This is a genomic window from Pseudomonas sp. XP2 (assembly GCF_053557975.1).
In genome coordinates this window covers 146849-159389 of the sequence record NZ_JBNRIK010000011.1, presented here as the reverse complement: position 1 = coordinate 159389, position 12541 = coordinate 146849, and the positions used below count along the sequence as shown (strand labels likewise).

Below are 12541 nucleotides of genomic sequence, written 5' to 3'. Positions count from 1 at the left end.
CAGGCCACTCACGGGCCCTGGACTGAGTAATGTACGACGTGCCGAAGCAAGTGCCCCGGCGGTCAGCAAATCTCCCGCCGGAACGGCGGCAGCGCATTGAGAATAGCCTTGCCATAGCGCTGGGTGACCAGGCGCCGGTCAAGCAAGGTAATGACACCGCGATCCTGCTCGGTACGCAGCAGGCGACCGCAGGCCTGGATCAGCTTCAGCGAGGCGTCGGGTACGGCAATTTCCATGAACGGGTTGCCGCCACGGGCCTCGATCCACTCCGCCAGCGCGGCTTCGACCGGGTCATCGGGCACGGCAAACGGAATTTTGGCAATCACCACATGCTCGCAATAGGCGCCAGGCAGGTCGACACCCTCGGCAAAGCTTGCCAGGCCGAACAGCACGCTGTGCTGGCCATCGTCGACCCGCGCCTTGTGCTTGTTCAGGGTTTCCTGCTTGGACAGGTTGCCCTGGATAAGTACCAGCTTGCGCCAGTCACGGTCCAGGCCATCGAACACGTCCTGCATCTGCTTGCGCGAGGAGAACAGCACCAGTGCGCCGCGGGCATCTTCGACGATGTTCGGCAGCTCGCGGATGATGGCGGCGGTGTGCGCCGCTGCGTCGCGTGGGTCGGCCTTGAGGTCGGGCACCCGCAACAGACCGGCGTCGCCGTGCACGAACGGGCTGGGCACCACACAGGTGACCGCGTCACGCGGCAAACCCGAGCGCATGCGGAAGCGGTCGAATTTACCCAGCGCGGTCAACGTCGCCGAGGTCACCAACGCGCCGTGGGCAACGCTCCACAGGCTGCGGCGAAGCATTTCGGCAGCGAGGATGGGGCTGGCGTTGACTTCGATGTCGAACATCGCCCCGCTTTCGGCCAACGTCAGCCAGCGAGCCATGGGCGGGCTGTCTTGCGGGTCTTCGGCGGTAAAGGCTGTCCACAGTTCCCAGTTCCCCTGGGCACGGGTGACCAGGCTGCCGAACAACGGGTACCACTCCTCGGCCTGGTGGCTGGCGATGCCAATGTTGACCTCGCCGTCCATGCCTTCCTTGAGCAGGTCGGCCAGACGGGTGAACAGATCGTTGAGGCGGGCAAAACCCTTCTTCAGCTCGATACCCACTTCGCGCAGCTGCTCCGGCACGACGCCGCCTTCGAAGCGATAGCGGGGGCGCTCACGGCCCTCGGTGTCTTCACTGGGACGGAAGTCGGCCACCTGCTCGCAGAGGGTGAACATGAACTGCTGCTGGGTGCGCACTTCCCGCGCCAGCTCTGGGACCTGCTCGATGTACTTGCCCAGATCGCCGGGCAGCGGGTGCTGGGCCAGCAGCTTGGTCAGGTTCTTGGCGGTCTGCTCCAGCCAGTCTGCGGTGGAGCGCAGGCGGGAATAATGGGCGAAGTGGCCGATGGCCTTGTCTGGCAGGTGATGGCCTTCGTCGAACACATACACGGTGTCGCGCGGGTCAGGCAGCACCGCACCGCCGCCCAGGGCCAGGTCGGCCAGCACCATGTCATGGTTGGTAACGATCACGTCGACCTTGCCCATGCCTTCACGGGCCTTGTAGAACACGCACTGCTGGAAATTCGGGCAGTGTCGGCCGGTGCACTGGCTATGGTCGGTGGTCAGCCGGGCCCAGTCCTGGTCTTCCAGGGCTTCTGACCAGCTGTCACGGTCGCCGTCCCAGCGGTTGCCGGCAAGCTTCTCGATCATGCTGTTGAACAACTTCTGGCTGCGCTCGTCGACTTCGATGCGGAAGCCTTCTTCCTCGAACAGCTGAGCGGTAGCCGACTGGGCGTGGCCCTCCTGCAGGAGGATGTCGAGCTTGGACAGGCACAGATAGCGGCCACGGCCTTTGGCCAGGGCGAAGCTGAAATTGAGCCCGCTGTTGCGCATCAGGTCGGGCAGGTCCTTGAAGACGATCTGCTCCTGAAGGGCCACGGTAGCGGTGGCAATCACCAGGCGCTTGCCGGCTGCCTTGGCGGCCGGGATGGCGGCGAGGCTATAGGCCACCGTCTTGCCGGTACCGGTGCCCGCCTCGACGGCAACCACGGCAGGCTCGCCGGCGCGGCGGCCTTCATCGTCGCAGGCAATGTCGCCCAGTACCTTGGCCACTTCGGCGATCATCAGGCGCTGGCCATAGCGGGGCTTGAGGCTCTTGGCTTCGAGAAAACGCGAGTAGGCGCCCTGGATGGTGGCTTTGAGTTCGTTGCTGATCATGGTCTGCAGGCGCCCGTAGGGCTGGATATATTTTCAGTGTTTCGCATGGGCGGCTATCATACCCCGCTATTGCCCTTTATGCCGCATGGAGATCCGGATGCTCGCCTTTGCCCTGCCCTACACACTGCATGTTCTGGCTGCCCTGGTATGGGTCGGCGGCATGTTCTTCGCCTGGCTGGTGCTGCGCCCGGCAACGGTTGCGGCCCTTGAAGGGCCTGCGCGGCTGCGGCTGTGGGTGGAAGTTTTCCGACGCTTCTTTGGCTGGGTCTGGCTGGCGGTGGCGATCTTGGCGATAAGTGGTATCGGCATGTTGCACTTGCGTTTCAGCGGTTTCGAGACTGCACCGAAGTACGTACAGGTGATGATCGGTGGGGGCATCGTCATGTTTGCCTTGTTCATGCGCATTCAGGCGTTGCTGCTGCCGGAGTTGAAGACGGCGGTCCAAGCCGAGGACTGGCCGACGGGGGCGGCGGTGCTCGGGCGCATTCGGCGGATGGTGGGGGTCAACCTGCTGCTGGGCCTGGCAGTGGTCGCTGTGGCCAGCTCGCGCCTGATGATCTGACAGCTGAGTTATGCGTTGGAGATAGATCGAGCGCCGCGCGGGCGGCGCTCGATCGCATAGGCGCTGCAATTTCCCTGGCGAGAACTTCGCAGCCAAAAAGGTTTACAGGTGTTGCAGAATCAGCTCACCTGCGGCGCCTGCCAGGCCGGGCTGCCCAGGCTGCCCTGGCCGGCCATTGGCGCCAGCATCGGTGCTGTACACCAGGCAACCCTTGCTAGCCCCACCTTTACCCGCCTTGCCCGCCGCTCCGGGCTTGCCTGGGGCGCCACCCTCCAGGCGCACGACAACGCGCTCTTGCGCGAACCCCTGCGGCACGCTGAGGCGGATGCGCCCGCCCGGCGCACCATCGTGCCCGTTGCCGCCGTCATCGCCATTGGCACCACGGCTGGCCTGGCCCCAGGTGCAACCACCCGCCTGCCCGTTGCCACCATCAAGGCCCACATAACCCGGCGCCCCCGCGCCACCACGGGCATCGATCGCCACCCGCTCGGCATCCACTTCAGCCAGTTTCAGGTCCAGGCTGCGGCCTGGCCGAGCTGCCCGCTGATAACTACCCGCCGCTCCGGGGGCACTGAATTCACTGCCTTCACCCAACCTCGCACTACGCGCCTCGATGACCAGGGGGCTGTCGGAGGGTGCAATGGCGATACGCGCATCACGGCCCAGTTCCAGGTGATCGACCGTCAATTGCGCAAGCGAGGCTGGCAGCAGCAGGGTTGCCGCATCGGCGACACGCAGGTGCGTGAAATGCACGCTGGCCGACTTGTCGGGCAGGCGCAGCATGGAATTGGCGGCGACCTCCAGGCTTTCAGCCTGGGCCAAGGGAGCGGCCAACATGGCCAGCAACATCAAATTACGCATTTCGGGGCGCCTCCTGCGCACGGGGAATGGACATGACATGGAAGATACCCGTCAAGAGGATCTGCAAACGGTCGAACCAGCGGTGGCTGCGCCCACGCAAGCTGCCATTGAAGAACAGCACTTCGAGGAGGTGCAAGCTGAACAGGACGATGCCGGCGGCATTGATCAACAGATTGAAGGGCAAAGGTTGTGGCATCAATTGATTGAACAACACCACACCCCAGAAAGCGACCGTCAGGACCTTGCCCAGGCCCAGGATGAACTTCATACCCCGCCCCTATAAATTGTTGTTTTGTCGAGACAGCCCGTTCGAGCGGGCCATGCGACCAACATTAACTGCAATGCCAAGGCAGGCGCCAGCACCGCTCAGTTGAGGTGCAGCTCCACTCGTCGGTTGCGCGCGCGGCCCTCCTCGCTTTCGTTATCAGTGACAGGCTCGCTTTCTCCACGGCCCTGGCTGGTGACCTTGCCCGGTTCCAGGCCCTGGCTGATAAGGTACTCGGCAACGCTGCTGGCACGGCGCTCGGAAAGCGCCTGGTTGTAGCTGTCGGAACCCACGTTGTCGGTGTGTCCGATCACGCTCACCTTGGCGATGGTCGGTGAGTCGAGTTTCGCCACCAGGCCTTGCAGCCGTTGCTGCGCCGCTGAGGTCAGGTCGGCGGAATCGAAGGCAAACATCACCGCGCCGTTGTCATCGAGGATGATCACCTCCGGCGAGGGCTCAGGTACAGTGGCAGGCGGCGCTGCGGGGTACTCCTTCAGCGGGCAACCCATATGGTCGACTGCAGTGTTGGCGGGAGTATCGGGGCAATGATCGCGGCGGTCGAAAATGCCGTCGCCATCTTCGTCACCGTCCTGGGCGTAACAGATCAACCCCCCGGCAATGGCGCCCAGAGCGCCGCCACCTGCGGCCCAAGTGGAGCTTTCAATAGCGCCCAGGCCGCCCCCGACCAGGCCTCCCAGCAGGCTGCAGATGGGCCAGGTCCTTTGGTTGAGCGGCGCGCCACCATCGCTGTGGGTTGCACAGCCCGCGAGCAGGCTGGCAGCCACCAACAGCGGCAGCGCCGCCTTCGACGTCACACTCATGCTGAATGCTCCTGTGTCATTGGCCACGAACGGCTGACCGGCATGAAGACGCGCCCGTGCCACTGCTCAAGGCACGGGCGCACACCGTCTACCGCTGGATCTTGATTTCGGTACGGCGGTTCATGGCACGCCCCTCGGCCGTGGCATTGTCCGCCACCGGCTGGGTTTCACCAGCGCCGACCACCGAAACGAAGCTGCTGCGCGATACACCGCTCTCGACCAGGTAATCGGTCACCGAGTGGGCCCGACGCTCGGACAGTTTCTGGTTGTAGCTATCGGAGCCAACGCTGTCGGTATGGCCGCTGACGCTCAGGCGGGCGGAGGGCGCTTCCTGCTTCAGGCGCGTGGCAATGGTGTTGAGGCGCTCTTTGTCACGGGCGGTCAGGCGTGCAGAATCGAACTCGAAGTGCACATCGCGGATGACGATGACCTCTTCCTTCTGCACCACCACTTCCTCCACCACTGCTACCGGCTCAGGCGGGCAGCCGTTGGCATCGACCTGCACACCACGGGGTGTGCCCGGGCACTTGTCACGGCTGTCCGGCACGCCGTCGCCATCCTCGTCACCATCGCCATGGGCCCAGCAATAGCCCGCCGCCAGGCCACCGCCCAACAACGCACCCCAGCCAGCCCAGCTGGAACTTTCAATAGCGCCCAATGCGGCGCCACCTACACCCCCGACGGCGGCACATTTCGGCCAGTCGGTTTTCTGCAAACCTGCACAACCAGTCAACACACTGGTGAGCAGTACCAGGGGTAACGCTGTGCGTACTATGCTCATTTCATTGCTTCTCCTAGGGGGAATCGGCATAAGGCCGATCTCTGGGAGTAAAGACCGGGCATTCGAACCCTGCCAGCAATAAGCCACGACATGGTCACAAGCCTCTTTGCCCGCACGCCGCAGCCCGCTAGTCTTGGACGACTTGAACGAGGATTGGCAATGACCGACGGTTTTTCCCAACGCACCCCGCAGCAGGCCCTCGCGGCCCTGCTCGAACGCTTCACCCCACAACGCCTGCTGCTGGTCGGCACGCGCTTTCCGGCGCTGGATGCCTTCGCCCAGGCGCACCCCCAGGTGACTATTGCCACTGCAGCCCCGGGCCCGCTGCCGGCCGAACTGGCGGCACAACGCTTTGACCTGGCGGTGCTGGTGGACTGCCTGGAACACCTGCCCAAGCGCACCGGCCTGGAACTGCTCGGCGGCATTCGCAACCTCAATGCCAGCCGGGTCGCGGTGCTGACCGACCTGACCGCCTGCGGCTGGCAAGATACTGACTTCTTTGCCCTGGCCCTGTCGGCCAGCGAGAAATTCCGCCGTGACCAGCAGGTATTGAGCCTGTTCACCTATGATCTACATGACTACAAGCAGGTCCCGGACTGGCTCAACGCCCGGTTCTGGGCCAATCCTGAAAACTTCGGCAAGTACTGGTGGTGATGATGAGTGTCTCGGTCTGCCCTTGCGGCAGTGGCAACCTGCTCGACGCCTGTTGCGGGCATTACCATGCCGGCACCCCGGCACCCGATGCCCAGGCGCTGATGCGCTCACGCTACAGTGCCTACGTGCTGGGCCTGGTCGACTACCTGGTCGCCACCACCCTGCCGGCCCAGCAAGCCGACCTGGACAAAGCCGCCATGGCTGCCTGGAGCGCCCAGAGCACCTGGCTGGGGCTGGAGGTGGAAGGCGCCGAAGTGCTGGGCGGCCAGCCGGAGCATGGGTTTGTCACCTTCACCGCACGCTGGCACGACCAGGATGGTGATCACCAGCACCGTGAACGTTCGGCGTTCGTCCAGCATGCCGGGCGCTGGTACTTCATCGACCCTACGGTCGGGCTGAAGGCCGGGCGTAACGACCCTTGCCCTTGCGCCAGCGGGCAGAAGTTCAAGAAATGCTGCGCCAGTTACGTGGGGAGCTGACCATGATGACCCGCGCCCGTCTGCTAATGCCCTGCACCCTGATGGCATGCCTGGCGTTGCTGGCGGGCTGCGCCAGTTGGGGGGGTGACGACTGGCGCGAACCCGAAGTGCACCTGATCGAGGTCGAAACGGTCAAGGCCAGGTTGCTGGAGCAAGAGTTCGTGCTGCACGTGCGGGTCGACAACCCCAATGACAGCCGCCTGTTCATCCGCAACCTGTCGTATGCAATACGCCTCAACGACCTGCTGCTGGTACAGGATGAAGCCAGCGTATGGCGCAGCGTGGGCGGGCACGCCCGACGCACCTTCAAGATTACCGCGCGAACCAACCTGTGGCAGCACCTCAAGCCACTGGCCAAGCTGCTCAGAAGCAAGCAGCCGCTGCATTACACCCTGCAGGGCGAGCTGGCGACCGGGCTGCTCATCCATCGGGACCTGCACTTATCGCGCAGTGGTGAGATAATCCCCGGCGATCACATCCCGGAGTAACCCTGCAATGTCCCAACAACCTCACGTTCATGGCCCTGACTGCAACCACGACCATGATCATGACCACCACCACGATCATGGCCATGTACACGGCCCGCACTGCAACCACGGCCACCAGGAGCCGGTACGCAACGCCCTGAAGGACGTTGGCCGTAACGACCCTTGCCCGTGCGGTAGCGAGAAAAAGTTCAAGAAGTGCCACGGCGCCTGATCGACTGGCTCGATTAAAAACCTGCTACGCGGCCTTTCGCCGGGTCGCCCCCAGCAAGTCCTGGTACCAGAGCCCCGCGTCATAGGCGATGGTGACCAGGGTGGTCGCGGTATACCGCGGGTGCTGTGCCATGCGCTGGGCAACAGCGAGGCAGGCTGCGGCGGTATTCCCCACGAAAATGCCACTTTGCATGTAGAACCAGCGCTGTGCGGCCAGCATTTCGGCGTGCTGCACCTGAGCCCGTTCGTCCACCAGCGACCAGTCCATGAAGGGTGGGCAAACACCCACCGCCATGCCTTCAAAGCGATGGTCCGTGAACACGCCCGCCCTTGAATCACAACCGCTGGGGTCGACCAACACCGTCGAAACGTCAAAACCGTGGTCCTTCAGCCCCAGGGTAATACCTGTAAAACTTGCACCAGTGCCGGCGCAGCCGACAAACAGGATTTCCCGCCCAGCCCCGACGTTGGTCAATTGCACGGCCAGTTCGCTGGCCGTCTGGTAACGATGGGCTTCAATGCCCACCGGGTTGTTGAATTGATCGGTATAGAAATAGGACTTGCCCAGCGCGACCTGGTTATCCAGGTGATGCATCACGACATCCTTGGGCGTGGCACCGGCCACCAGCATTTCCTTGCCGATCAGCCTGGCACCAAAACACTCCAGCAAGTCCCGTTTGGTCTGGCTGAAGCCAAGCCCTACCGCCAGCTCCACGGCAACCTGGTATTTGTGGCAGGCCGCCAGCAAGCCGAAACCGAAACTGCCACCGGTTTTTTCGATGACCGTCGTCACACCTGGGATGATGTCGCCATTGCGCAAGGCATGTTCCACGATGAGCCGGGCTGCCCGGTACTTGTGGCTACCGCCTGGGTTGTTCATTTCCAGTTTGGTGTAGATGCGTTCGCTGACGCTGATGAGTTCGCTCATTTGCGGCTACCTTCCATGGAAGTGTGCAGGCAGGCCTTGTTCTGCAGCAGGCCAGCAGTGGCGAAAAGCAAACCGATGCAAAGGGCCATGCAGATGGCGTTGGTGCCATCCCAGCCAACCGTGCTCAGCAACAGTGAAGGGCTGAAGGCACCGACGGTTGCCAATATGGCAATGGCCAAGTCGTTCTTGCCCTGCATCTGCATCGCTGCCGGGCTGTTCTGCAGCGCCTGGGCCAGCAATGCACCGCCGCCCACATAGGTCAGGTTCCAGCCCAGCCCGAGGGCAATCAGCGCCAGGGTCATCATGGCGTAGCTGTGGGACCAGATATTCAGCGCCGAGCATCCGATCAACAGGGCCAACCCGGCACAGATGGTGGTCTTGATGCCCAGCTTCTGGATGATTGCGCCGGTGAAAAACGACGGTGCAAACATGGCTACCACATGCCACTGGATTGCCAGGCGCACGTCAGAGAAGTCCTCATGCATGTGTTTCATGTGCATCGATGCCTGAATCATGAGCAGGTTCATGATCCCGTAGCTCAGTGCCGCCACCGCCATGGCAACTTTCACGGCCGGGCTGAACGGTTCGGCGCGGGGAGTGGCCGATTTTTCCGCGTGCTGACGAGCCTTGGCGGTGCCGGCATCGTTGGGCAGGCAAACGGCAATCATCAGCGAAATCACCGCCAGGCCAACAAACGAGGCATAACACAGCGAAAACAGCGGGTACCCGCCAACGTCCCTGAGCCATTCGGTCAGTGTCGGCCCCACCACTGCGGCAATCACGCCCCCCGCCACAACCAGTGAAAGGGCTTTGGGCTTGAGGCTCTGGGCCAGATTGTCAGTGGCCGCGAAGCGGTTGAAGTTGGCAAAGGCGATATACACGCCCAACGCCGAATGGCTCAACACCAGCAGCTGGAACTGCTGGTACTCCACAGCCAGATAACCGCTGATACCAGAAGCCGCCAAAGGGATCGCCCCCAGCATGAAGGCCTTCTTGCGACCGATACGGCTCATCAACCTGGAGACGGGGTAGGTCGCCAGCATCAGGCACAGGAACTGGAACCCGTAGGGCACGGTGGACCACGCAGCAGCGGGTGCCAATGCCGCACCGACAATGGCGGCCATGGTCACGGACATGACGGCGGTCGTCAGGTTGATCGACTGTGCGCTGAAGTACAGGTAAGTCCGCCGCGGGAGTGTGCTGTTCATAGCGCAGGCTCGTGATAGGTGGACAGATCGATTTCGGCATCCGGGAACACACAGATCAGCCGCTCTTTGCCCTTGCCCAGGCGTTTGCGCCGCACGGATAGGCGCCCGATGCGACCAGGCGACTCAAGGTGTGTGCCGCCACACGGGATTTCGATGCCGTTGTAGGTCCACAACCGCGCGTCTTCCAGGCCCTGCACCGCGTAGTGCTCGATGGGCGCATTGCAGGCGATCAGCTCATTTGCACGCCGCTCTATCTCAACCACGTCTTCGGCAGTGAAGGCGTCCTCAACCAGAAAATCGAACCGCGCAGAGCCTTCCTTGATGTGGCAGCCGATGGTCCACTGTTTCAATTCTTCTCGCAGGCTGATCGCCGCGGCATACAGGAAGTGACTGGCACTGTGAGACAGCGTCAACCGTTCGCGCCGTTCAGTATCGATAGTGACGCGGGCCGGCATGCCAACGGTGACTTCGTCCAGCAGATGCAAGTCATCAGGGTGCAGGCTGTGAATTATGATGCCGCCCAGTTTTCCGCCCTTGAAACCTTCCAGGCGAATAGGGCTGCCATAGAGTTTTTTTACCCAGACAAAGCGCACGGTACCGATCGGTAGTTCAATGGTGCCGACGTCTGCCTCCTGGCCACCACCTTCTGGATAGGCCACGGTACTTTGCAACTCGATACCGTCACTGTGCACCCGCGTTACTTGCGTACTTGCGCCCGCCAGATACTGGTCTTTGTAATACAGCTTTTCAGTATTGCGTAGCACTTCATAGTTCAGAGCATTCATGATTCCAGTACCACCTGCAATGATGTTTTAACCTGCACCCGGGCAGCCGCAGGTACGTCTTTTGTAACAATGCAGCCAGGCCCTATAAAGGCGCCGTCACCCACATGGATAGCGCCGAGTACACTGGCGAAAGCGCCGATCTGGACCCGGTTGCCGAGGGTTGGATGGCGAGGGCTCGAAGGGTTGTCGCTGATGCCGCGAGCGCCCAGCGTGACGCCGCCCAGCACGTAGCAATCGTCACCAATGGTCGAGGTTTCACCAATGACGGTGCCCATGCCGTGATCGATGATGAAACGCGCACCGATACGGCTGCGGAAATGGATTTCCGCACCCGAGAGCATTTTCCCGCGCCTGGAGATCATCGCGGCCAGGCATTGGCCACCAGCGCCGTAGGTAGAAGCAGTATTGTTATATATCCAATGGGCAAGCCGATAATGCAGAACTGCAGAATAAGAGGTATAGGTCCTTGCAATGAACACCAGGTCACGGCCAGCAGCCGGGTCTTTCTGGGCAAAGGCCTGTAAATCGGCATGCGCCTGTTCTGAAACACTTTCAATCACTGATGTTTGAACAAGTGCCTCGAACTCATCGATTGAGCAGCACTCCAATAACGCCGAGGTCACAAGGTTTTTCACAACTTTGAATGAGGCCAGTTCGTCAGGCACAGGAAGCCTGGCAATGACGGCTGATTGCATGTCCATAATCTGCATGGGCTTGATATCCAGTTATCTGGTCTGCACAGACGTTAAAAGTGCCGCCGTTGCTGGCAGCCGAAAGTTCCGACAAGGGGATAGTGGCATGTACTGGCCATTAGCAAACGAACAGTCGACAAGCATTTCCGTTAACTGTTAGGCTTTTTTTTCTAACGGTTTCGGACCTGCCATGAACCCCTGCAGCCTTCATCACCTGTTAAAACAACGCCTGGATGCAGGCGAATGGTTGCCCGGGCAACGCATGCCCTCCATTCGCAAGCTGACAGCAGCGGTCGACTTCAGTTACCACGACGTGGTATCGGCCTATGCCCAGCTGGTCAGCGAAGGTGTATTGACGGCCTCGCCCGGTCGCGGTTACTTCGTCGCAAACCGCACCCGGCAAACCAGCGTGATCCACGAGCCCGAGTGCATGGCCGGAGACCCGCTGTTCCGTCTGCTGCAAGGCGGCCAGCACTACACCAAACTGGGCAGCGGTTGGTTGCCCCCCGCATGGCGGGACACCGAACTGCTGGCCAAGGCGATCCGGCGCACGGCGCGGCTGGAGCAAAGTTCGCTGGCAGAATATGGCGATATCCAGGGTTACCTGCCCATGCGCAAACAGCTGTGTGTGCACATGAAACGGCTGACCCGTGTCGAAGCCCGCCCCAACCAGTTGCTGACGACGCTAGGCGCTACCCAAGGCCTGGACCTGGTCGCCCGCTTGCTGATCAAGCCAGGCGACCACGTTTTCGTCGATGAGCCGGGCAACGGCAACCTGATCAAGCTGATCCAGCTGGCGGGCGGGCACGTTGTCGGCATTCGGCGGACCCAGGACGGGCCGGACGTGGAGGAAATGAGAAGCCACCTGGCCAGGCACAAGGTCAAGGCGTTTTTCTGCAACAGCACCTTCCACAACCCCACCGGCAGCAACATCAGCCCGCACAACGCCTTCAGCGTGCTGCGCCTGGCAGTGGAGCACGAGTTCTACGTGGTCGAGGATGATGTATATGGCGACTTCAGCCCTGCCGTGCGCCAGACATTCGCCGAACTGGACAACCTTGACCGGGTCATCTACATCGGCAGTTTTTCCAAATGCCTGTCCGCCTCGTTACGCGTGGGCTTCATCGCCTGCTCGCAAGACCTGATAGAACCCCTCACCCGCCTGAAACTGCTGACCTGCGTAGCCGTGCCTGCGTTTTGCGAGCGATTCGTCAACACCATATTGTCGGATGGCACCTATGCCCGGCATATGAAGGATGTGCAGCAGCGCCTGATACGGCAACAAGTTCAGACCCAACGCTTGTTGCTTGAGCGCGGTTGGCAGTTCGAGATCGCGCCGCAAGGGGGCATGTTCCTCTGGGTCTATCACCCGGACCTGCCAGACCTGCAACCTCTGGTACGCAAACTGGAGCAGAACAAGATCCTGCTGATGCCCGGCTCTGCGTTCGCAGTCACCCGTGACTACCGGCGCTATGCGCGCATCAACTGCACGCATTTTTCCGACACGCTGGCAGACCACTTCAACGTTTGAGCCTGCGCAGGTAAATAAACCGACATAGGACCTTGCATGGCGCCTGCGCGCTTACTACCTTAGCGCCTT

Annotated in this window: 15 protein-coding genes; 6 read left to right on the top strand and 9 right to left on the bottom strand. The window is 61.7% G+C overall.

Annotation, left to right across the window (positions count from 1 at the left end; genetic code table 11):
* Window positions 1–62: 62 nt before the first annotated feature.
* Window positions 63–2207: an ATP-dependent DNA helicase DinG gene (gene dinG / locus ACK1VC_RS14530; RefSeq protein WP_060520043.1), complete on the bottom strand. Its 2145-nt coding sequence runs from the start codon at window positions 2205–2207 to the stop codon at window positions 63–65.
* 97 nt (window positions 2208–2304) lie between these two features.
* Here dinG and ACK1VC_RS14525 point away from each other — a divergent pair, with 97 nt between their 5' ends.
* Window positions 2305–2769: a CopD family protein gene (locus ACK1VC_RS14525; RefSeq protein WP_016488737.1), complete on the top strand. Its 465-nt coding sequence runs from the start codon at window positions 2305–2307 to the stop codon at window positions 2767–2769.
* A 102-nt stretch (window positions 2770–2871) separates the two neighbouring features.
* Here ACK1VC_RS14525 and ACK1VC_RS14520 read toward each other — a convergent pair whose 3' ends face one another.
* The 4 genes from ACK1VC_RS14520 to ACK1VC_RS14505 all read right to left on the bottom strand — a co-directional run bounded on the left by ACK1VC_RS14520 (window position 2872) and on the right by ACK1VC_RS14505 (window position 5497).
* Window positions 2872–3630, bottom strand: a complete 759-nt coding sequence (locus ACK1VC_RS14520; RefSeq protein ID WP_070086457.1) for a collagen-like triple helix repeat-containing protein — start codon at window positions 3628–3630, stop codon at window positions 2872–2874.
* Window positions 3623–3898: a DUF1145 domain-containing protein gene (locus ACK1VC_RS14515; protein WP_016488739.1), complete on the bottom strand. Its 276-nt coding sequence runs from the start codon at window positions 3896–3898 to the stop codon at window positions 3623–3625. Before ACK1VC_RS14515 ends, ACK1VC_RS14520 begins: the two co-directional genes overlap by 8 nt.
* 98 nt (window positions 3899–3996) lie before the next feature.
* A complete protein-coding gene (locus ACK1VC_RS14510; protein ID WP_016488740.1) occupies window positions 3997–4716 on the bottom strand; it encodes an OmpA family protein in 720 nt (239 codons plus the stop codon).
* Between the two features lie 88 nt (window positions 4717–4804).
* Window positions 4805–5497 carry an OmpA family protein gene (locus tag ACK1VC_RS14505; protein WP_191086901.1) on the bottom strand — a complete coding sequence of 231 codons (693 nt, stop codon included), beginning with the start codon at window positions 5495–5497 and terminating at the stop codon, window positions 4805–4807.
* 159 nt (window positions 5498–5656) lie between these two features.
* Between ACK1VC_RS14505 and ACK1VC_RS14500 the strand changes: the two genes are divergently transcribed.
* The 4 genes from ACK1VC_RS14500 to ACK1VC_RS14485 are packed head-to-tail and all read left to right on the top strand — an operon-like array spanning window position 5657 to window position 7329.
* Window positions 5657–6151 carry a DUF6231 family protein gene (locus ACK1VC_RS14500; protein WP_024717443.1) on the top strand — a complete coding sequence of 165 codons (495 nt, stop codon included), beginning with the start codon at window positions 5657–5659 and terminating at the stop codon, window positions 6149–6151.
* Between the two features lie 2 nt (window positions 6152–6153).
* Window positions 6154–6630 carry a YchJ family protein gene (locus tag ACK1VC_RS14495; RefSeq protein WP_016488750.1) on the top strand — a complete coding sequence of 159 codons (477 nt, stop codon included), beginning with the start codon at window positions 6154–6156 and terminating at the stop codon, window positions 6628–6630.
* Between the two features lie 2 nt (window positions 6631–6632).
* Window positions 6633–7118: an LEA type 2 family protein gene (locus ACK1VC_RS14490; RefSeq protein ID WP_031312595.1), complete on the top strand. Its 486-nt coding sequence runs from the start codon at window positions 6633–6635 to the stop codon at window positions 7116–7118.
* A 7-nt stretch (window positions 7119–7125) separates the two neighbouring features.
* Complete coding sequence (locus ACK1VC_RS14485; protein ID WP_019471879.1) at window positions 7126–7329, top strand: SEC-C metal-binding domain-containing protein; 204 nt, start codon at window positions 7126–7128, stop codon at window positions 7327–7329.
* A 24-nt stretch (window positions 7330–7353) separates the two neighbouring features.
* Here ACK1VC_RS14485 and ACK1VC_RS14480 read toward each other — a convergent pair whose 3' ends face one another.
* Genes ACK1VC_RS14480 through ACK1VC_RS14465 form a run of 4 tightly spaced genes read right to left on the bottom strand, consistent with a single transcriptional unit; the run spans window position 7354 to window position 10959 of the window.
* Window positions 7354–8256, bottom strand: coding sequence for a pyridoxal-phosphate dependent enzyme (locus ACK1VC_RS14480; RefSeq protein WP_191086902.1), 903 nt, complete (start codon window positions 8254–8256; stop codon window positions 7354–7356).
* Complete coding sequence (locus tag ACK1VC_RS14475; RefSeq protein ID WP_016488754.1) at window positions 8253–9464, bottom strand: MFS transporter; 1212 nt, start codon at window positions 9462–9464, stop codon at window positions 8253–8255. The genes ACK1VC_RS14480 and ACK1VC_RS14475 overlap by 4 nt, the downstream gene beginning before the upstream one ends.
* Window positions 9461–10249, bottom strand: coding sequence for an alanyl-tRNA editing protein (locus ACK1VC_RS14470; protein ID WP_191086903.1), 789 nt, complete (start codon window positions 10247–10249; stop codon window positions 9461–9463). Before ACK1VC_RS14470 ends, ACK1VC_RS14475 begins: the two co-directional genes overlap by 4 nt.
* Window positions 10246–10959 (bottom strand): serine O-acetyltransferase, encoded by a 714-nt coding sequence (locus ACK1VC_RS14465; RefSeq protein ID WP_023049356.1) that lies wholly within the window; start codon window positions 10957–10959, stop codon window positions 10246–10248. The genes ACK1VC_RS14470 and ACK1VC_RS14465 overlap by 4 nt, the downstream gene beginning before the upstream one ends.
* A 172-nt stretch (window positions 10960–11131) precedes the next feature.
* Between ACK1VC_RS14465 and ACK1VC_RS14460 the strand changes: the two genes are divergently transcribed.
* Window positions 11132–12472 carry an aminotransferase-like domain-containing protein gene (locus tag ACK1VC_RS14460; protein WP_016488757.1) on the top strand — a complete coding sequence of 447 codons (1341 nt, stop codon included), beginning with the start codon at window positions 11132–11134 and terminating at the stop codon, window positions 12470–12472.
* Window positions 12473–12541: the final 69 nt, after the last annotated feature.

Bases quoted from the DNA above. Each gene is read 5' to 3' on its own strand.
- dinG (WP_060520043.1), bottom strand. From the start codon at position 2,207: ATGATCAGCAACGAACTCAAAGCCACCATCCAGGGCGCCTACTCGCGT.
- ACK1VC_RS14525 (WP_016488737.1), top strand. From the start codon at position 2,305: ATGCTCGCCTTTGCCCTGCCCTACACACTGCATGTTCTGGCTGCCCTG.
- ACK1VC_RS14520 (WP_070086457.1), bottom strand. From the start codon at position 3,630: ATGCGTAATTTGATGTTGCTGGCCATGTTGGCCGCTCCCTTGGCCCAG.
- ACK1VC_RS14515 (WP_016488739.1), bottom strand. From the start codon at position 3,898: ATGAAGTTCATCCTGGGCCTGGGCAAGGTCCTGACGGTCGCTTTCTGG.
- ACK1VC_RS14510 (WP_016488740.1), bottom strand. From the start codon at position 4,716: ATGAGTGTGACGTCGAAGGCGGCGCTGCCGCTGTTGGTGGCTGCCAGC.
- ACK1VC_RS14505 (WP_191086901.1), bottom strand. From the start codon at position 5,497: ATGAGCATAGTACGCACAGCGTTACCCCTGGTACTGCTCACCAGTGTG.
- ACK1VC_RS14500 (WP_024717443.1), top strand. From the start codon at position 5,657: ATGACCGACGGTTTTTCCCAACGCACCCCGCAGCAGGCCCTCGCGGCC.
- ACK1VC_RS14495 (WP_016488750.1), top strand. From the start codon at position 6,154: ATGAGTGTCTCGGTCTGCCCTTGCGGCAGTGGCAACCTGCTCGACGCC.
- ACK1VC_RS14490 (WP_031312595.1), top strand. From the start codon at position 6,633: ATGATGACCCGCGCCCGTCTGCTAATGCCCTGCACCCTGATGGCATGC.
- ACK1VC_RS14485 (WP_019471879.1), top strand. From the start codon at position 7,126: ATGTCCCAACAACCTCACGTTCATGGCCCTGACTGCAACCACGACCAT.
- ACK1VC_RS14480 (WP_191086902.1), bottom strand. From the start codon at position 8,256: ATGAGCGAACTCATCAGCGTCAGCGAACGCATCTACACCAAACTGGAA.
- ACK1VC_RS14475 (WP_016488754.1), bottom strand. From the start codon at position 9,464: ATGAACAGCACACTCCCGCGGCGGACTTACCTGTACTTCAGCGCACAG.
- ACK1VC_RS14470 (WP_191086903.1), bottom strand. From the start codon at position 10,249: ATGAATGCTCTGAACTATGAAGTGCTACGCAATACTGAAAAGCTGTAT.
- ACK1VC_RS14465 (WP_023049356.1), bottom strand. From the start codon at position 10,959: ATGCAGATTATGGACATGCAATCAGCCGTCATTGCCAGGCTTCCTGTG.
- ACK1VC_RS14460 (WP_016488757.1), top strand. From the start codon at position 11,132: ATGAACCCCTGCAGCCTTCATCACCTGTTAAAACAACGCCTGGATGCA.